19 protein-coding genes are annotated in these 18,380 nt (G+C 52.7%); all 19 read left to right on the top strand.

From position 1 onward, the window contains the following. Positions 1 to 73: 73 nt before the first annotated feature. The 19 genes from HMPREF1255_RS02860 (at position 74) to yajC (ending at position 18,353) form a co-directional block, all read left to right on the top strand. Positions 74 to 952, top strand: coding sequence for a class C sortase (locus HMPREF1255_RS02860; protein WP_024110981.1), 879 nt, complete (start codon positions 74 to 76; stop codon positions 950 to 952). Between the two features lie 99 nt (positions 953 to 1,051). Then, on the top strand, positions 1,052 to 1,399 hold the full coding sequence (gene hisI, locus HMPREF1255_RS02855; protein ID WP_036916796.1) for a phosphoribosyl-AMP cyclohydrolase: 348 nt from the start codon (positions 1,052 to 1,054) through the stop codon (positions 1,397 to 1,399). Beyond that, positions 1,399 to 2,184, top strand: coding sequence for an indole-3-glycerol phosphate synthase TrpC (gene trpC / locus HMPREF1255_RS02850; protein WP_024110669.1), 786 nt, complete (start codon positions 1,399 to 1,401; stop codon positions 2,182 to 2,184). The genes hisI and trpC overlap by 1 nt, the downstream gene beginning before the upstream one ends. Continuing rightward, a complete protein-coding gene (trpB, locus tag HMPREF1255_RS02845; RefSeq protein ID WP_024110765.1) occupies positions 2,181 to 3,440 on the top strand; it encodes a tryptophan synthase subunit beta in 1,260 nt (419 codons plus the stop codon). Before trpC ends, trpB begins: the two co-directional genes overlap by 4 nt. Beyond that, positions 3,437 to 4,243: a tryptophan synthase subunit alpha gene (gene trpA, locus HMPREF1255_RS02840; protein WP_016455933.1), complete on the top strand. Its 807-nt coding sequence runs from the start codon at positions 3,437 to 3,439 to the stop codon at positions 4,241 to 4,243. Before trpB ends, trpA begins: the two co-directional genes overlap by 4 nt. A 37-nt stretch (positions 4,244 to 4,280) precedes the next feature. After that, positions 4,281 to 5,114, top strand: a complete 834-nt coding sequence (gene lgt, locus HMPREF1255_RS02835) for a prolipoprotein diacylglyceryl transferase (RefSeq protein WP_016455934.1) — start codon at positions 4,281 to 4,283, stop codon at positions 5,112 to 5,114. A 43-nt stretch (positions 5,115 to 5,157) separates the two neighbouring features. Continuing rightward, the gene (gene dnaE, locus HMPREF1255_RS02830; protein WP_024110629.1) at positions 5,158 to 8,682 is read left to right on the top strand and encodes a DNA polymerase III subunit alpha; all 3,525 of its coding nucleotides are present in this window, start codon (positions 5,158 to 5,160) and stop codon (positions 8,680 to 8,682) included. Then, entirely contained in the window at positions 8,683 to 9,243 is a 561-nt protein-coding gene (locus tag HMPREF1255_RS02825) for a hypothetical protein (protein WP_024110893.1), read from the top strand. A 53-nt stretch (positions 9,244 to 9,296) separates the two neighbouring features. Next, the gene (gene hisD / locus HMPREF1255_RS02820; protein WP_016455937.1) at positions 9,297 to 10,607 is read left to right on the top strand and encodes a histidinol dehydrogenase; all 1,311 of its coding nucleotides are present in this window, start codon (positions 9,297 to 9,299) and stop codon (positions 10,605 to 10,607) included. 2 nt (positions 10,608 to 10,609) lie between these two features. Then, positions 10,610 to 11,710: a histidinol-phosphate transaminase gene (locus tag HMPREF1255_RS02815; RefSeq protein ID WP_016455938.1), complete on the top strand. Its 1,101-nt coding sequence runs from the start codon at positions 10,610 to 10,612 to the stop codon at positions 11,708 to 11,710. A 2-nt stretch (positions 11,711 to 11,712) separates the two neighbouring features. Next, positions 11,713 to 12,333, top strand: a complete 621-nt coding sequence (gene hisB, locus HMPREF1255_RS02810) for an imidazoleglycerol-phosphate dehydratase HisB (RefSeq protein ID WP_016455939.1) — start codon at positions 11,713 to 11,715, stop codon at positions 12,331 to 12,333. Further along, a complete protein-coding gene (gene hisH / locus HMPREF1255_RS02805) occupies positions 12,330 to 12,956 on the top strand; it encodes an imidazole glycerol phosphate synthase subunit HisH (RefSeq protein ID WP_024110797.1) in 627 nt (208 codons plus the stop codon). The genes hisB and hisH overlap by 4 nt, the downstream gene beginning before the upstream one ends. 10 nt (positions 12,957 to 12,966) lie before the next feature. Further along, positions 12,967 to 13,725, top strand: coding sequence for a bifunctional 1-(5-phosphoribosyl)-5-((5-phosphoribosylamino)methylideneamino)imidazole-4-carboxamide isomerase/phosphoribosylanthranilate isomerase PriA (gene priA / locus HMPREF1255_RS02800; RefSeq protein ID WP_024110696.1), 759 nt, complete (start codon positions 12,967 to 12,969; stop codon positions 13,723 to 13,725). A gap of 8 nt (positions 13,726 to 13,733) precedes the next feature. After that, positions 13,734 to 14,759 (top strand): GNAT family N-acetyltransferase, encoded by a 1,026-nt coding sequence (locus HMPREF1255_RS02795; protein WP_024110636.1) that lies wholly within the window; start codon positions 13,734 to 13,736, stop codon positions 14,757 to 14,759. Between the two features lie 45 nt (positions 14,760 to 14,804). Further along, positions 14,805 to 15,602: a YebC/PmpR family DNA-binding transcriptional regulator gene (locus tag HMPREF1255_RS02790; RefSeq protein WP_016455943.1), complete on the top strand. Its 798-nt coding sequence runs from the start codon at positions 14,805 to 14,807 to the stop codon at positions 15,600 to 15,602. 2 nt (positions 15,603 to 15,604) lie between these two features. Continuing rightward, the gene (gene ruvC, locus HMPREF1255_RS02785; RefSeq protein WP_016455944.1) at positions 15,605 to 16,111 is read left to right on the top strand and encodes a crossover junction endodeoxyribonuclease RuvC; all 507 of its coding nucleotides are present in this window, start codon (positions 15,605 to 15,607) and stop codon (positions 16,109 to 16,111) included. A gap of 51 nt (positions 16,112 to 16,162) precedes the next feature. Then, positions 16,163 to 16,756, top strand: coding sequence for a Holliday junction branch migration protein RuvA (gene ruvA / locus HMPREF1255_RS02780; RefSeq protein ID WP_024110884.1), 594 nt, complete (start codon positions 16,163 to 16,165; stop codon positions 16,754 to 16,756). A 9-nt stretch (positions 16,757 to 16,765) separates the two neighbouring features. Next, entirely contained in the window at positions 16,766 to 17,833 is a 1,068-nt protein-coding gene (ruvB, locus tag HMPREF1255_RS02775; RefSeq protein WP_024110818.1) for a Holliday junction branch migration DNA helicase RuvB, read from the top strand. An 85-nt stretch (positions 17,834 to 17,918) separates the two neighbouring features. Continuing rightward, positions 17,919 to 18,353, top strand: a complete 435-nt coding sequence (gene yajC, locus HMPREF1255_RS09345) for a preprotein translocase subunit YajC (protein WP_016455947.1) — start codon at positions 17,919 to 17,921, stop codon at positions 18,351 to 18,353. The last annotated feature ends 27 nt before the right edge of the window (positions 18,354 to 18,380 follow it).

The raw sequence follows: 18,380 nt of genomic DNA, 5'->3' as shown, positions 1-18,380 counted from the left end.
AACTGAATTCCTAGACGCAACATCTAAAATCGTGGAGAGGTGGGTGATCCCACCTCTCCACGTTAGGTTTTATATGAAGAATCTTCTCACTCCATATCTGATCGGTTTGCTCGCCATACTAGGCATGAGCTTGCTGGTATACCCGCATGCGGCTGCATGGAAGTCGCAATTCGATCAGTCCAAAATAGTCGGCGCATATTCCGAGCAGATCGACACGGTCAAGCCAGAACGAGAGGCGCAGTTGAAAGCGGCACACGACTACAACGACGCTTTCAATGCTGGCGCTGTCCTCGGAGTCAATCAACGCAAAGCGACAGGCACAGGCGAGCTATCTTCCGCCGATGGCATTTGGGCCTACGAAGACATCCTGAAAGCCGATGAACATGGCCTAATGGCGCGAATCAAGATTCCAAAGATCGACGTGGATCTTCCCGTCTTTCACGGCACCTCTGACGAGGTCCTTGATAAGGGCGCCGGACACCTCGAGGGCACCAGCCTTCCAGTTGGCGGAAACGATACTCACGCGGTGATCACAGCCCATAGAGGTCTCGCAAACGCCAGAATGTTTACCGATCTGGACAAGATAGAAGTGGGAGATCACTTCGTTATCGAGGTGTTCGGGCAAGTACTCACTTATCAGGTAAAACAGACGAAGGTCGTCGCTCCTGAGGAAACGGACACGCTCAAGGTTGCTCCAGGAGAAGACCTAATTACTTTGGTAACTTGCACACCTCTCGGTATTAACTCGCACCGAATTCTTGTAACTGGACAGCGCGTAATTCCGACCCCTCAAGAAGACATCGATGATGCTGGAAAAGCTTCTGAACTGCCCAGGTTCCCGTGGTTCGCCGTCGCTTATGGAGTTGGTGTCTTAACAGTTATCTGTGTGTTGGGCGTGCTTACTTTTCGTGTGGTCAAGAAGAAGCGCTCCACCAATGAGGCGGATGCGTAGAAACCGCAAAAGCTCAAAGCCTAAATGCCCATATTGTGGTTTGAAATCTTGAACCGTGGCCGTGACTAAGCTCTTCTGACAGAAAAGAGATAATAAGGCATGACTTTGTCCGAATCAGTTGTGTCACGATTAAAGTTCGACTCTCATGGCCTAATTCCTGCAGTTGCTCAAAATGCCACTAGCGGCAGAGTGCTGATGGTGGCATGGATGAATCTTGAGTCGCTCGAAATCACACTTCGAACCCGACAGGCAACTTACTGGTCGAGAAGCAGGCAAGAGTTGTGGCGTAAGGGCGCGACTAGCGGACACACACAAAAGGTGCGAAGCATAGAGATAGATTGCGACGGAGACACCCTACTGCTGCACATCGACCAGACCGGAGCTGCTTGTCATACCGGGGAGCTAAGCTGTTTCGACACAGGCGGATACCTTTTAGAGGAGAATTGATGACGGTTTTAGACAAAATCATTGAGGGCGTCCGCGCGGACATGGCCGAACGCGCAGAGAAGGTTTCCATTGCTGACCTCGAAGTACTAATCGAGAAGGCTCCAGAACCTATTTCTCCGATACCGGCCTTTAGATCTAATGAACTGTCCGTTATTTCTGAAGTTAAACGTTCCAGCCCTTCCAAGGGTGCTCTTGCCGATATTCCTGAACCGGCGGTGTTGGCTTCCGCATATGAGGCGGGGGGAGCCAGCGCGATCTCGGTTCTGACGGAAAAACACAAGTTCAATGGTTCGCTGGCAGACCTTGACGCAGTTCGAACAGCAGTTAATATTCCGGTGCTTCGAAAAGACTTTGTCGTCGACGAATATATGCTCTACGAGGCCCGCGCCCACGGCGCCGATCTTGCCTTGCTTATCGTTGCTGCTCTTGACGATAAAGAATTAAACCGTCTCTACAAACTTGCGCTAAATCTCGGTTTGACCCCTCTCGTCGAGGTTCATACTGAAGACGAGGCACGCAGAGCCCGAGATCTCGGAGCAGAGGTCGTGGGCGTTAATAACCGTAACCTAAAGACGCTGGACGTCGATCTCGAGCAGTTCTCACGACTGGTGGGATCACTTGATGATCAGGCAATAAAGGTAGCCGAATCTGGGATTTTGAGCCCCAAAGATGCTGCAAGAGTAGCGTCTGAAGGTGCCGACGTTATTTTGGTCGGTGAGGCGCTAGTTAAGAATTCAAAACCATCTGAGGCCGTCGCGGCCATGATCCAGGAGGCAAAACGATGATTGAGAGAAGAAAAGGCACAGGCCTGCCCGATGAGCATGGTCACTTCGATCGATACGGTGGGCAGTTCGTTCCGGAAGCTCTTCATGCTGCTTTGGATGAACTAGAAAAAGTCTTCACCTCCTGCCAAGAGGATCCCGAATTCCAGGCCGAACTGCGCGAGCTTCAGCAAAATTATGCAAATAGGCCATCTCTGCTCACAGAGGCCAAGCGATACGGTAAAGAGTTCTGCGGTGGCGCACAGATTCTTCTTAAACGTGAGGATCTCAACCACACCGGCAGCCACAAGATCAACAACGTTCTCGGCCAGGGGCTCTTGACTAAGCGCATGGGGAAGACCAGGGTTATAGCAGAAACGGGCGCTGGCCAGCATGGCGTAGCAACCGCAACAATCGCAGCCCTTTTTGGTTTCGAGTGCCGCGTCTACATGGGTAAGGTCGACACCGAGCGCCAGGCACTTAACGTTGCCAGGATGCAGCTTCTCGGTGCAGAAGTGGTCTCAGTGGAAGCCGGGTCCATGACGCTGAAAGACGCTATGAACGAAGCCATGCGTGACTGGGTGACGAACGTTGATAGCACTCACTACCTGATCGGTTCGGCTGCCGGCCCGCATCCTTTCCCGATGCTCGTTCGCGAATACCAGCGAGTGATCAGCGCCGAGTCCCGTGCTCAGATGCTCGAGCAGTACGGCAGGCTCCCAGATGCCGTTTGCGCTTGCGTTGGCGGTGGTTCAAACTCCATCGGTTCCTTCTACGACTACATCGATGACCCCGAGGTCGCTCTGTATGGCTTCGAGGCAGGTGGCGACGGCGTTGACACCGGTAAACACGCTTCCTCCATCAGCGGAGGTTCCGTGGGAGTTCTGCACGGTGCGCGAACCTACGTATTACAGAACGAGGATGGCCAGACCATCGAGTCGCATTCCATCTCTGCGGGTCTCGACTATCCGGGCGTGGGACCAGAGCACTCTTGGCTGGCCGATCACCATCGCGCTAACTACGAACCGGTTACCGATGAGGAGGCTATGAACGCCTTCCGAGATCTTTCCCAGACTGAGGGCATCATGCCTGCCATCGAATCCGCTCACGCACTCGCAGGCGCTCGCCGTCTGGCGCTGCGCATGCTCGAGGAAAAGCCAGATCGTAGGCCTTGCATTTTGGTCACCATCTCTGGCCGTGGTGACAAGGACGTTTACACTGCAATGAAGTATTTCGGAATTAAGGGTGTGGCAGACCACACCACTGGGAGGCTGTCATGAGCGATCGTTTAGGGATCATGGGCAAGGTGTTGATGGAGGCTAAGGCCGATAATCGCACCGCGCTGATCGGATATCTTCCCATAGGCTACCCCAGCGTTGAGGGTTCGCTAGACGCGATGCGGACCGTAGCCGAGCACGCTGACATCATTGAAATCGGAATGCCATATTCCGATCCGATGATGGACGGATTGGCAATTCAGTACGCCACCACTAAGGCACTGGCATCTGGGGTTCGCACTACCGACATATTTAAGGCCACCGAAGCGGTTCGTTCTGCGGGTAAGACTCCTGCAGTGATGATCTATTGGAACCTAGTAGAGCGCTACGGTGTGAAGGCTTTTGCGCGCGACCTAGCTAACGCTGGCGGAGCAGGGCTTATCACTCCTGATCTGATCCCGGATGAAGCCGACGAATGGGTCGAGGCTTCTGACGAATATGGCTTGGATCGAGTTTTCCTGATCGCGCCTAGCTCCACAGATGAGCGAATCGCGATGACCATGGACGCCTGCCGCGGATGGGTCTACGCTACCAGCGTCATGGGTGTTACTGGGGCTCGGACTGAGACCTCCAGCGCGGCGCCTGTAATCGTCGAACGTGCACGCAAGATTCGCAACGATCTGCCTGTCTGCGTTGGTCTTGGAATCTCCAATGGCAAGCAAGCGCACGAAACCGGCAAATACGCGGATGCAGCGATTGTCGGATCAGCCCTAGTTAAATGCCTGATCGATGCAGAGGGTAGTGACCAGCCGCTGGGAAAGCTTCCTGAGGTGGCAGCAGACCTTGGTGAAGGCGTAAAAAACTAGTTGGATAAGTAGAGCATCGGAGGGCAAAATTGGTGCTGTGATTTTATTGCAGATACCTAGCCCTCCGATCTCCAGCTTCAGCATTGGGCCGCTTACAATCCACTTCTATGCTTTGTGCCTGATCGCAGGCATGGTTGTAGCCGGATGGATAGCTCAGCGTAGATTCGTCGAAAGAGGCGGAGACGCTGATAAATTCCAGAATCTCCTTCTGGTAGCAATAATATTCGGCATATTCGGTGCTCGCCTGTACCACGTGATAACGGACCATCAACTTTATTTCGGTCCAGGAAGGAACCCCTGGGACGCCTTCAAAATTTGGAACGGTGGTTTAGGCATTTGGGGCGGAATCGCTCTGGGGGCTTTAGGTGCATGGATCATGGCTAGGCGGTACAAAATAAACTTTCCAACCTTAGCCGACTGCATTGCGCCAACTCTGTTAATTGGTCAGGGCATAGGTCGTCTCGGAAATTGGTTTAACCAAGAACTCTTCGGCAGACCCACAGATCTTCCGTGGGGTTTGCAGATTGATCGTGCCCATCGCCCGGATGGCTTTGAACAGTTCGAGACGTTCCATCCGACTTTCCTCTACGAAATGATATGGAACTTCGCCGGTGCTGCTTTCCTTCTATGGGCCGAAAGAAGATTCAAGATCGGCAGAGGCAGGCTGTGTGTGCTTTACGTCTGCTGGTATTCGTTCGGCAGATTCTTCATTGAAGCCTTGAGGATAGATCCGGCCAACCATATTGGTGGATTGAGAGTAAACAATTACACATCGCTCATCATGTTCAGCGTTTCGGTGGTAGGTTTCGTAGTCCTGTCGAAGTTGCGCCCGGGGCAGGAGACCAAGCCGTTCGCCGGTAGCAACAAGTAATCTTCGATGTAGAGTCGACAGCAAGATAAGGAAGGGTTCGAATATGGCTAGCGGGTTCGTACACCTGCATAATCACACCGACTTCTCGATGCTTGACGGCGCGGCACGCATCGACGATTTGATGGCTGCTGCAAGCCAGCAAGGAATGAAAGCCCTAGCCATTACTGATCATGGAAACATGTTCGGTGCATTCGATTTCTTTAAAGCTGGGCAGAAGCACGATGTTAAGCCGATCATCGGTCTAGAGGCTTATGTCACTCCTGCGGGCCTTCCAAGGCAGCAGCGCAAGAGGGTCAGATTCGGCGACGGAACCGGCGATGATGTAGCTGCTAAGGGCGCCTATACGCACATGACTATCTGGAGCGAGACCCGTGCTGGCATGCACAATCTTTTCCGAATTGCTAGCTGGTCTTCGCTGGACGGATATTTTTATAAGCCACGTGCTGATGACGCCTTGCTAGAGGAATACCACGAAGGGCTGATCGCGACGACAGGATGTCCTTCGGGAGAAGTCCAGACGCTTCTTCGTCTCGGAATGTTTGATGATGCAGTTAAGGCGGCTGCCCGATTCCAAGATATCTTCGGCAAAGAAAATTACTTTGTAGAACTGATGGATCACGGTTTGGATATCGAGACCAAAGTTCGCGGAGATCTGCTTCGAGTAGCTAAGAAAATCGGAGCCCCGCTCGTCGCCAGTAATGACCTGCACTACGTGCACTCGGAAGACGCCAGAAGCCAAGATATTCTGCTTTGCGTTTCCTCTGGATCCAGGATCAATACGCCTGGCCGGTTCAAATTTGACGGTACGGGGTATTACCTGAAGACCGCTGAAGAGATGCGAACTCTCTTCAGCAATTATCCTGAGGCATGCGACAACACATTGGCCATAGCTGAACGCTGCCAGACCCATTTCGACGAGGGCTCCGGAACGTTTATGCCCGTCTTCGATTGCCCGGAGGGCGAGACCGAGGAGAGCTGGTTCATCAAAAAGGCAGACGAGGGCTTGGCAAAACGCTATGGAGATCCGCTGCCGAAAGAGATTCAGGAGCGCGCCGACTACGAGAAGGAAGTTATCCTAACAAAGGGATACCCCGGATATTTCTTGATCGTTTCTGACTACGTTACTTGGGCTAAACGCAATGGAATTCGAGTAGGTCCTGGTCGTGGATCCGGTGCAGGTTCAATCATCGCCTATGCGATGGAGATCACCGAGTTGGACCCGCTTCGTTACGGTCTTCTGTTCGAGAGATTCTTGAACCCTGAGCGTCCTTCGCTTCCCGATTTCGATATCGACTTTGACGAGCGCCAACGTGGCAAGGTGATTGATTATGTCACCGAGAAGTACGGCAAAGATCACGTTGCCCAGATCGTCACTTACGGCACTATTAAAGCCAAACAGGCGGTGAAAGACTCAGCCCGTGTGCTGGATAAGCCATATAGCGTTGGTGAGAAGATCACTAAGGCAATGCCTCCCGCGGTCATGGGCAAGGACGTACCGCTCAATCAGATTTTCAATTCAGAACACAAGCGCTACGCAGAGGGCGTTGAGTTTCGAGATCTTTATAAATCTGATCCAGAAGTCCAAGAGGTGGTCGATACCGCAAAGGGCATCGAAGGCCTAAAACGCCAGTGGGGTGTGCACGCCTGCGGCGTAATCGTTAGCTCAGTGCCTCTAACGGGCGTCATTCCGATCATGAAGCGTGAGCAGGACGGCGCTATCATCACACAGTTCGATTACCCGAGTGCTGAGTCTCTCGGCCTGGTGAAGATGGACTTCCTTGGTCTACGAAACCTCACGATTATGGATGATGCCTTGCGCAATATTAAGCGCAATAAGGGCATCGACGTCGACATCGATTCGATTGAACTCGATGATCAAAAAACGTTCGAGCTGCTGCAGCGCGGTGACACTCTAGGAGTGTTCCAGCTTGATGGTGGACCGATGCGCGCATTACTGCGTTCAATGCAGCCGGACAAGTTCGAGGACATCTCGGCGGTTTCTGCGCTTTATCGACCTGGGCCGATGGGTGCTGATTCTCACAACAAATACGCACGACGCAAGACCGGGCGCGAAAAAATTGAACCGATTCACCCTGAACTTGCCGATGCTCTAGAGGATATTCTTTCTGAAACTTACGGTCTGATTGTTTATCAAGAGCAGGTCATGATGATCGCTCAGAAACTAGCAGGCTATACGCTTGGCGCGGCAGACAAGCTGCGCCGCGTAATGGGTAAGAAAAAGAAGAAAGAACTGGACGCACAATACGACGTGTTCAAGCAAGGAATGCTTGATCGTGGTTATTCGGCGGAGTCCTTCCAGACGATTTGGGACATTCTCGTCCCATTCTCCGACTACGCGTTTAACAAATCTCACTCTGCAGCATATGGTCTTGTTAGCTATCAGACAGCGTGGCTTAAGGCCAACTATCCGGTTGAGTACATGGCGGCTTTGCTGCAGTCAGTGAAAGATGATAAATCGAAATCGGCAATCTATCTTGCCGAATGCCGCCGCATGAATATTCAGGTTTTGCCGCCTGACGTCAACGAGTCCGAAGATATGTTTACCCCTGTCGGTGACGACATCCGCTTTGGCCTAGGAGCAGTTCGTAACGTTGGTGCCCAAGTTGTTGAGGGAATCATCGAGGCAAGAAACGAGCACGGCCCAGCTAACGACTTCTATGAATTCCTGGACAGCGTGCCACTGTCTGTGTGTAACAAGCGAATGTTGGAATCTTTGATTAAGTCTGGAGCATTCGACTCTATGGGGCATAAGCGCAGGGCCTTAATGGAGGTATTCGAAGAGGCAGTTGATCAAGTTGCTGACATCAAGCGCAACGAGGAGAACGGGCAAGACAGTCTGCTAGGTGGGCTTCTCTCCACGGAGTCGGAAGAAACTTCCGAAAGAGAGCTACCTGATGTTCCAGAGTGGGACAAGAGGGTCAAGCTTGGATTCGAAAGGGAGATGCTTGGTCTCTATGTTTCGGATCACCCCCTAAATGGTATGGAGAATATTCTTGCCGCTAATCGTCAGATTTCTCTTGCGGATCTGGAAGAAAACGCCACTGACGGTTCCACTCAGGTGATCTGCGGGCTCATCACAACGGTCGCTCGTCGTCAGACGAAGGCGGGCGCTCCCTGGGCAACTTTAACCATCGAAGATCTAGATGCCTCCGTCACAGTTTTGGTGTTCCCCAAGGTATACGAGCAGGCCGCAATGTCATTGGCCACGGACGTGCTAGTTCGAGTACGAGGCAGGGTGTCTGTGCGAGATGATGTAGCCGAGATACAAGCAAACGAGATCACTGTCCTCAACGCCGCCGCCGAGGAAGAAGCCGGGCCGATCCATCTTGAGGTGCCAGCGTCAAGGTGCACACCCGTGGTGCTCGATAATCTCCACGACGTGCTCAGCGCACATCCCGGTTCCACCGAAGTTCAACTGAAAATAACCAGTTCTGTACGCAACAAGATTTATCAGCTCGCCGATAGCCTTAGAGTCACGCCATCTCAACCGTTGATGGCCGACTTGAAAGCTCTGTTAGGCCCTGCTGCCGTGACGGCGAGGAACTAAATGAACGAGATCGACACGGGAAGAGTGCTGGCCGATTTTCAGCGAGCCAGGCTAAAAAGATCCTTGCTCCTTAGAGGTCTGCTTTTCGCAGCGATATGCATGGTGCTAGGTGCTGTATGCGGAATTATTTGGAATTTGCTGGTGACACCACCCGCTTTCGTTATCGCACAAGACGGATCAGCGATCCTAACTGAAGCTGCGGCTGGCAAGATCTTCAAGTCCGATCTTGTAAACGTATTTATCGGATTGATCGTTGGCGGGGCGATAGGAACAATCTCTTGGGCATTTTTTCGCGTGCGGGGATTGCTGTCGATAATTGCGGCATTATTCGGAGCGCTCTGTTCAGGCTTACTTTGCTGGGTAGTTGGATTTTTGCTCGGTCCCAGGGATTTCTCCTATCGAGTAGCGGAGGCTGCCATTGGTGTTGAGGTGCCCGTCGACTTCACGTTACGCAGTCCCTCCATCCTGGCGGTCTGGGTTTTTGGCGCTTTGCTAGCGGTAGTGCTTTTTAGCGCCTTTGAAAACTCTCCTGAATCGACAAGGGCTAAGCGTTCAGAGTAGTCGTCTTTCGGGCAGAAAAAGCTTATCTTTGCCCTTTGCCGTAAGATTCAGACATGCTAACCACTGTCGATTTACGTGAGACTGATCTTGACGATTACACAGACGCAGTTCCGCGAGCAGAATTTAATGTAGAACGAGCCGTGGATGCGGTTCGCCCGATCTGCGAAGCTGTGAAGGCTGAGGGCATTGAGGCCCTGAAGCGTTTCAGCGAGAAGTTCGATCATGTGGTTCCTGAGCATTTCAGGGTTCCTAAACACGCCTTGGACAATGCCCTTAAGAATCTAGATCCGAACCTTCGAGCGGCTATCGAAGAAGCGATCAGAAGGCGTAGGGAAGTCTGCAGGCAAGCAGAGCTAGAGGAAGGGCCGAAAACTGTCGCTCTCGATGACGGTGCGGTCGTAACCGACAAGCTGATTCCTGTTCGCAGGGTTGGGCTGTATGTTCCTGGCGGGCTTGCTCCGCTTGCCTCCAGCGTTCTTATGAATGTCGTGCCCGCTCAGGTCGCAGGCGTTGGATCTCTAGCAGTCGCGACACCTCCACAGAGTGAGTTTGGGGGGCTTCCGCATCCGACGACGCTCGCCGTGTGCGCGCTATTAGGGGTCGAAGAGGTTTATGCGGTCGGCGGGGCACAAGCCGTCGCGATGTTCGCTTACGGTGTTTCTGGACTATGCCCCAGAGCAGATTTGGTCACTGGGCCAGGTAACATCTTCGTTGTCGCGGCAAAACGCTACCTAAGGGGCAGAGTAGGGATTGACTCAGAGGCCGGGCCTACGGAGATTGGGATACTAGCTGATTCAAGTGCAAATCCTGCGTTCGTCGCGGCTGATCTAATCAGCCAGGCAGAACACGATCCTATGGCTGCATCCGTGTTGGTTACTGATTCCGAAGAGCTGGCTGCTGCCGTAAAGAATGAGGTTGCAAGGCAGGTGGATCGTCTTGAGACGCGAGATCGTCTCAAAGAAGCGTTATCGGGTCAGCAGTCTGCGATTGTTTTGGTCCGTGATATCGAACAAGGCTTAGACGTCGTAAACGATTATGGTGCAGAGCACCTGGAGATCCAGACCGCCGACTCTCAAGAAGTCGCGGATCGAGTTTCCAATGCGGGAGCTATTTTCGTCGGCTCTTACTCACCTGTGCCGCTCGGTGATTACTCAGCAGGATCCACCCACGTATTACCGACTGGGGGAGCAGCGAGGTACTCTTCGGGGCTGAATGTTCGTAGCTTCATGCGTTCCGTGCACTTGATCAATTACGATCGAGCAGCACTAGCGAGAATCGGAGTTGGAATCCAAGATTTTGCGCACGCTGAGAGGCTGCCCGGACACGCATACGCTATCGCCGTACGAACGCAGGAGGATAAATAAAAATGTCCGATCGTCTTGATTCTTTGCCGCTTCGTCCAGAACTAGTTGGTGAGGTGCCGTACGGTGCGCCACAGCTTGATGTCGAAGTGCAGCTAAACACTAACGAAAACCCGTATCCGCCTAGCCCGAGAGTGCGCAGGCAGATGGCAGATGCCGCTGAGAAGGTGGCTCGGAATATCGACCGGTATCCCGATAGAGAGGCGACTGAGCTTCGACAGGAGCTAGCTAACTATCTTGGCTTCCAGCTGATGAAGGACAACATTTGGGTCGCTAACGGCAGCAATGAGATCATGGTTCAGCTGCTTGGCGCTTTCGGTGGCCCAGGTAGAACCGTTCTAACGTTTTCGCCGACTTATTCGATGTACCCAGAGTATGCGCGCAATACTCACACGAATTTCGTGGCGGTTCCTAGGCGTGAGGACTTCGGTCTTGACAGCGAGGATGTCCTCAAAGCGGCTCGTGAAAATAATGCTGATGTCTTGATCATCACCACGCCAAATAACCCGACTGGCACTATCACTCCAGTTAAGACCATCGAGGAAATCTGCGAGGGTTTCGACGGAATGGTGATCGTCGACGAAGCTTATCTAGAGTTTGCTGCAGAACCCCTCGATTCGGCGATCACACTTTTGCCTAAATATCCTAGGCTTGTTGTTGTTCGCACCATGAGTAAGGCATTCGCGCTTGCAGGTGGCCGTCTTGGCTATTTGGCGGCTAGCTCAGCAGTCGTCGACGCATGCCGAATCATACGTCTTCCTTACCACCTCTCGAGCATGTCCCAGGCAATTGCTCTCGTAGCTCTAAAAAACGCTGACGAGATGCTCAACAAGGTGGGAGAGCTTCGAGAAACGATTCAGCGGACGCAGCAGTGGCTGAAGTCTAAGGGGCTGCGTGTAGTGCCCAGCCAGTCCAACTTTTGCCTGTTCGGCAGGTTTGAAGATCGTCACGATGCATGGCAGAAGCTTGTTGATCGAGGCGTGTTGATAAGAGAAGTAGGCCCGGATGGCTACCTGCGCGTTAACGCAGGAACTCCTGAAGAAATGTCAAAATTTCAGGAGGCGCTCTCCGAGGTGCTTGATGAAGTCAAGGTACTGAAAGGCTAGAAGTGGCAGAAAAACAGGAAAGAATAGGCGAGGTTTCTAGGTCAACTAGCGAAAGCCAAGTTAGCGTCAAGCTAAATCTGGACGGAACTGGTCGCTCGAACATCTCAACTGGAGTCGGTTTCTACGACCACATGTTGACTGCATTGTCTAAGCACTCCTTGATCGACATGGATATTTCGACAAAAGGAGATATCCACATCGATGGCCACCACACAATCGAGGACACCGCTATTGCGATCGGTCAGGCTCTCAGACAAGCGCTAGGAGACAAGAGAGGAATTCGTCGTTTCGGCGACGCAATGGTCCCGCTGGATGAAGCGTTAGCACAGTGCGTAGTGGATGTAGCAGGTCGAGCATACGCGAGCCTTTCCGGGGAACCGGAAAGCCAAATCAACGCTCGTATCGGTGGACTCGAACCTCACTACATAGGGTCCATGACTTACCACGTTTTCGAGGCGATCGCTTTCAACGCCGGAATCTGCATCCACTTGAGGCTTCTTGCCGGCCGCGATTCTCACCACATCGTTGAGGCTGAGTTCAAGGCGTTCGCACGTGCGCTAAGGGCAGCGGTCGAATACGACGATAGGGTCACAGGCGTTCCATCCACTAAGGGACTCCTTTGAGCCGAAAAGTCGGAGTTTTAGATTACGGATCAGGCAATCTAGCTTCAGCTTGCAGAGCGCTCAGCAACGCGGGTGCTGACGTTACGTGCTCCTCAAAAAGTTCTGAATTAGCTGGGCTGGATGCGCTTGTTGTGCCTGGCGTTGGCTCGTTCGATGTCTGCATGCGTGGCATCAAATCACTTGGTGGAGATGAGCTGATTGCTTCGTTCGCCGATGATCAGAAGCCTGTCCTAGGGATCTGCGTCGGTCACCAGGTGCTATTTTCTGAAGGCGTCGAGAACAGCGGATGCCCCGGTTTAGGGTTGTACCCAGGCGTAGTTGAGAAGCTAGACGCGACGAGGCTGCCACACGTCGGCTGGAACGATCTCCTCTTTGAAAGCTCCTCAGAAATGTTCGGGTGTCTGGAAGGGCAAAAATGCTATTTCGTGCATAGTTTTGCCGCACATCGATACAGCAACGGAGCATTATCTACGCCAGTGGGCGCTGAAGTAATCTACGCTTGCCACGGCGATGACGAGTTCATCGCGGGCGTTCAATATGGAACAGTAACCAGCACGCAATTTCATCCGGAGAAATCTGGACAGGCCGGGGCAACCCTACTGAAAAATTGGGTCATAAGATAATCTCTTTAGTATGAGCGAAAACGTGAATCCTGAAGTTAAGAAGCTAGAACTTCTTCCTGCAGTTGACGTCCAGGACGGCGGCGCCGTACAGCTCGTGCAGGGCATTGCTGGCACCGAGCGTACTTTCGGCGACCCGTTGGAGGCGGCGAAGCGCTGGCAGGATGCTGGCGCCGAATGGATTCACTTGGTTGACCTCGACGCAGCTTTCGGCAGGGGCTCTAACGCAGAGATACTTTCGAACATCGTTTCGCAGATGGGCATCAAAGTCGAGATGTCTGGTGGTATTCGCGATGACGAATCTCTGGAGCGTGCGCTGGAGGCCGGAGCCACCCGCGTTAACGTGAGCACAGCTGCTCTAGAGAACCCGCAGTGGTGTGAGAAGATCATCACGAAATATCCTGAACAGGTGGCTATCGGCCTCGACGTTCGTGGCACGAAATTGGCTGCTCGCGGCTGGACTCGCGAAGGCGGCGATCTTTTTGAGACGATCTCGAAAATGGACGATGCCGGATGTGTGCGCTACGTAGTAACTGACGTGGCAAGCGACGGCATGTTGACTGGTCCAAATCTAGAATTGCTTGGTGCGGTTTGTGCCCACACCGATGCTAAAGTGGTCGCAAGCGGTGGAATCTCTGACCTGCAGCAGATTCGCCAGCTTTCTGGCCTGGTTCCTATCGGAGTGGAGGGTGCTATCATCGGCACCGCTTTGTACCTAGGCAATTTCACTTTGGAAGATGCTTTAGTCGCTGCGGCTAATCCAAGGGGATGATTTTCTAAATGGCCTTAACTTGGGCTGAGGCTTTCGTCGAGCCGAGTCTGGACTGGCAGTTCCTGTCCGAAGGGGATCTGGAAGCCGTGGCAGAGCTTCGGGTGGCCATCGAATATTTCGATGATCCAGTTGAGCACCGGAGCCTGGAGCAGATGCGTCGTGACTTTCATGCTCCGCATAGCCATCCGCAACAGCATAGTGTTGTTGGTCGCGACAAAGCCGGAACGATAGTCGCTTACGCGTGGAACCACCCGTCGCGCTCTGATCTAGACGATCTTGAGGTCTGGCTCGAAATAGGGGTTCATCCTGGCTGGCGACACAGAAAAATCGGCGAGCGTCTAGTCGACTGGTCGATTGAGCGAGCAAAGATGTGGTTCGAATACATCAAGGCTCGAAGAGAACAGTCCAACGAAACGGTGAATAGTCTCAAGATCACCATGGTCGTCGATGAGGGTTCTCGTATTCAAGAAGATCTTGTCCAAAATGGCACGTTGAAGCCGCAAAGATGGTTTTTCGACATGCATCGGCAGATCCACGATGCCAACGATTACCCTAAGGTGCAGCTGCCTGAAGGATTTCGGATTGAATGCTTTTCGAAAGAATTGAGCGAATCAGTTCGTAACGCTCATAATCTGGCTTTCAGCACGCGCGAGGGCACTAAGGATATCAGCCAAGAAGATTGGTACGCCCTTGTTAACCGACCGGAATGTAGAAAAGATTGGTCTTGGGTGGTTGTGCATGAACCTACTGGTCAGATAGCCGGATATATCATTAATTCTCAGTTGCGTGAGGAAGACCACGATGTCCGCGAAGGCTGGACTGATATGCTCGGCGTTGTTCCGGAGTTTAGAAGCCAGGGGATAGGTGCGAATCTTCTGTGCAGTTCAATAAAATCATTCGCTGAAAATGGTGCCAATTTTGCTGGAATTGGTGTTGACACAGAAAATGCCGGAGGCAGCGCTGACCTCTTTAGCTCGTTGGGATACGTCTCTGCGGACCGCGTAGTCTTGTACGGCGCGAGTTTTAGGGACTAACCCGTTATTATTAACTGTCGTTTTAGATAGAGAAAGGGGCCAGGAATGTCTGGACACTCTAAGTGGGCAACCACGAAACACAAGAAAGCAGCCATCGACGCTAAGCGCGGCAAACTTTTCGCCAAGCTGATTAAGAACGTCGAAGTTGCTGCTCGAGTTGGTGGCGGTGATCCTGGCGGAAACCCGGCTCTATACGATGCTATCCAGAAGGCTAAGAAGAGCTCTGTTCCGAACGATAACATCGATCGTGCAGTAAAGCGCGGCTCCGGTGAGGGCGCTGACGCAGTCAGCTACGAAGAGGTTATTTACGAAGCTTACGGCCCTGAAGGCGTGGCGATCCTTATTGAGTGCCTTACCGATAACCGCAATCGTTCTATCTCTGACGTGCGTGTTGCAGTTACCCGTAATGGTGGCACAATCGCTGACGGAGGTTCCGTCCAGCGCCTGTTCGAGCGCAAAGGCGTCGTTACGGTAGCGAAGAACCAGGAATATGAGGAAGGCCGGAAGACCCTGACTCGAACCGTCAGTGAAGATGATCTTCTTGAGGCAACTATCGAGGCTAACGCTGAAGACATCGTTGACGAGGACGAGGTTTTCGAGCTGATCAGTGCACCTACCGATGTAGTTGAAGTCCGCAAGGCTGTCCAGGCCGCTGGTTTCGACTACGACTCCGCTGAGACTCGATTCGTAGCCACCTACGATCAGATGCTCACCAGCGTCGAAGACGCGGAGAAGCTCAATCGCATTTTGGACGCTTTGGAAGACTGCGACGATGTGCAAGAGGTCTACCACAACGCTGCTATGTCTGACGAGGTCCGTGAAGCTCTGGAGTCCGACGACTAGCGATGAGAGTTTTAGGCGTTGACCCTGGGCTGACGCGCTGCGGCGTTGGTGTTGTAGAAGCGCAGCCAGGTCAACGCCCTAGTCTTGTTGCTGTTGGTGTTATCCGGACTAGCCCCAATACAGATCTTTCGAAGAGACTTTTAAAGATAAATAACGACCTGCAGAGTTGGGTCAAGCAAACTAAGCCCGATCAGATTGCTATCGAAAGGGTATTTGCTCAGCACAATTTGCACACGGTAGTACCAACGGCACAAGCGGCTGGCATAGCAATGCTAATCGCAGCTCAAGAGGGGGTACCCGCCACCTACCACACCCCCAGCGAAGTCAAGGCAGCGGTAAGCGGATCTGGCACCGCCAATAAAGCTCAGGTGGCGAATATGGTCACAAAAATTTTAGGCCTGAGCGCCCCACCAAAACCAGCAGATGCTGCTGACGCCGTGGCTTTAGCTATCTGCCATATTTGGAGGGGCGAAACTACAAACAGGCTTACCCGGGCTATGCGTTCTTAGTTCTCGAGATAACATTGTATTCGAACTAATGTACGGGTTTAAAGGAGATAGATGATAGCGCGGTTAAGCGGCGAGGTCGTTGAAAGAACTTCTTCATTCGTGGTTATCGATGTTGGGGGAGTCGGATACCAAGTTTTCGTCACCCCGTCTACCTCCGCTAAGCAGCGGCTGGGCAAAGAAGCGACTTTGCATACGGCCATGGTCGTTAGAGAAGACGCGATCATCCTCTATGGTTTCGCGGAGCGCCTCGAACGAGAGACTTTCGATCTGGTCCAGACTGCCTCTGGAGTTGGGGCGAAAACTGCTTTGGCAATGTTGGCCACGCTCGGTCCGGAAAAAATCGTTTCTGCGATTTTGAATGAGGACGAGAAAGCAATCACTTCGGTCCCCGGGATCGGCCGTAAAGGCGCACAACGAATAATTCTTGAGCTTAAGGACAAGGTTTCAAAACTTGGCGTGGAACCTTCTGACGTTAATGCAGATGGGCCAATAGGCTGGAAAGAACAGGTCACTGCTGGTTTAGTCGGGCTGGGGTATTCAGCAAGCGTCGCTGAAGATGCCTGCAATCAGATTAGTGGTTTGGCGACGGTAGAAACGTCTGTGGCGGATTTGCTCAAAGCAGCGCTGCGAACTCTCGCGAAATAGGAATTTTTGATGAATTTGCCAGGTCAGATCGATCCCGAGTCGCTTGGAATTAGCGACGAGCAGAAGGCGGCAGCGGTAAATCCTGCGGCTGATTCCGACGATAAGGTCGTTGACGGTGCCCTTCGTCCTTCGTCGTTAGCTGAGTTCACCGGACAGCCAAGAGTGGCAGATCAGCTCGGTTTGATGCTTGCTGCGGCAAAGCACCGCAATGCGGCCCCCGATCACGTGTTGCTCTCAGGGCCTCCAGGATTGGGAAAGACTACGTTGGCGATGATCATTGCCAACGAGCTATCAGCTCCGATACGAATTACATCCGGTCCAGCTATACAGCATCCTGGGGACCTTGCGGCAATACTTTCTAGTCTCGTTTCGGGCGAGATTCTCTTCATGGACGAGATACATCGAATGAGTCGTCCTGCGGCAGAAATGCTATATCTAGCAATGGAGGACTTCCGAGTAGACGTGGTGGTTGGAAAGGGGCCAGGCGCGACTGCTATTCCTCTCGAGATACCGCCCTTCACACTCGTCGGCGCAACAACTCGTTCCGGGCTGCTGCCAGGTCCATTGCGCGATCGTTTCGGATTCACCGCTCAACTAGATTTCTACGAGTCAGCTGACCTCACGAGCATCGTCTTGAGGTCAGCCCAGAAGCTAGAGATCGATCTTGGGAAGGAACCTGCGGTAGAGATCGCCCGGAGATCTAGGGGAACGCCGCGTATTGCCAACCGACTGCTGCGCAGGGTTAGGGACTACGCCCAAGTAAAGAATGGCGGAAAGATCACTAAAGATATCGCGGTTGCCACTCTTGAACTCTATGAAGTGGATTCCCTGGGGCTGGACAAGCTAGATCGACAAGTTCTCGACGCTGTTTGCTGCAAGTTTGGCGGTGGGCCAGTAGGACTATCCACGCTGGCAATTGCGGTGGGAGAAGAGACGGATACCGTGTCGGAGGTGGCTGAGCCATTTTTGGTTCGGCTAGGTTTTCTCATGAGGACGCCTAGGGGACGTGTAGCGACCGAAGAAGGCTGGGCGCATTTGGGGCTGAAGCCACCCAGCGAGCCTAATTTGTTCGACTAGTTGCTAGTTTGTTAGTTCAAATAAGCAGATTTAACTGAATAAGGATAGACTTCCAAGGGTTTAAAAATTGATTGGTTAGGTGAGTATGTCTCTTCTTCTAATTTTGGCTGTCGGTATCGGCTTTATGTGGCTCATGAGCCGTCCGCAGCGCAAAGCAATGAAGGAACAACAGCAGCAGCTTGCAGCGGTGCAGCCGGGTGACCGAGTGCTGCTTCAGTCCGGTGTTTATTGCACCGTCCGAGAGGTCGGCGATCGGCAGCTCATCGTCGAATACGCTCCTGGTGTGGACGTTCCGGTTCTAAAACACGTCATGGTTCGCAAGGTCAACGATGGTGAAGAAGAATTCCAGTTTGACGATCAGCTCGAATCAGTAAACGACTTCGAATTTGATCCTGCAATCGACTCTGAATTGACTACCGGCTCTGAGGAATTCTCTTTTGGAGAATCTGAGGACACCCCTGGAAACAATCCGGTTATCGATTCTGAAACTGTCGAGATAACTGAAACTGAGGAGAAGTAACTTGTCTCGCTCGACACCAGCCGCCAA

This window comes from Propionimicrobium sp. BV2F7 (genome assembly GCF_000510445.1).
Classification (GTDB): Bacteria; Actinomycetota; Actinomycetes; order Propionibacteriales; family Propionibacteriaceae; genus Propionimicrobium; species Propionimicrobium lymphophilum.
This window is presented reverse-complemented; position numbering and strand designations above follow the sequence as displayed.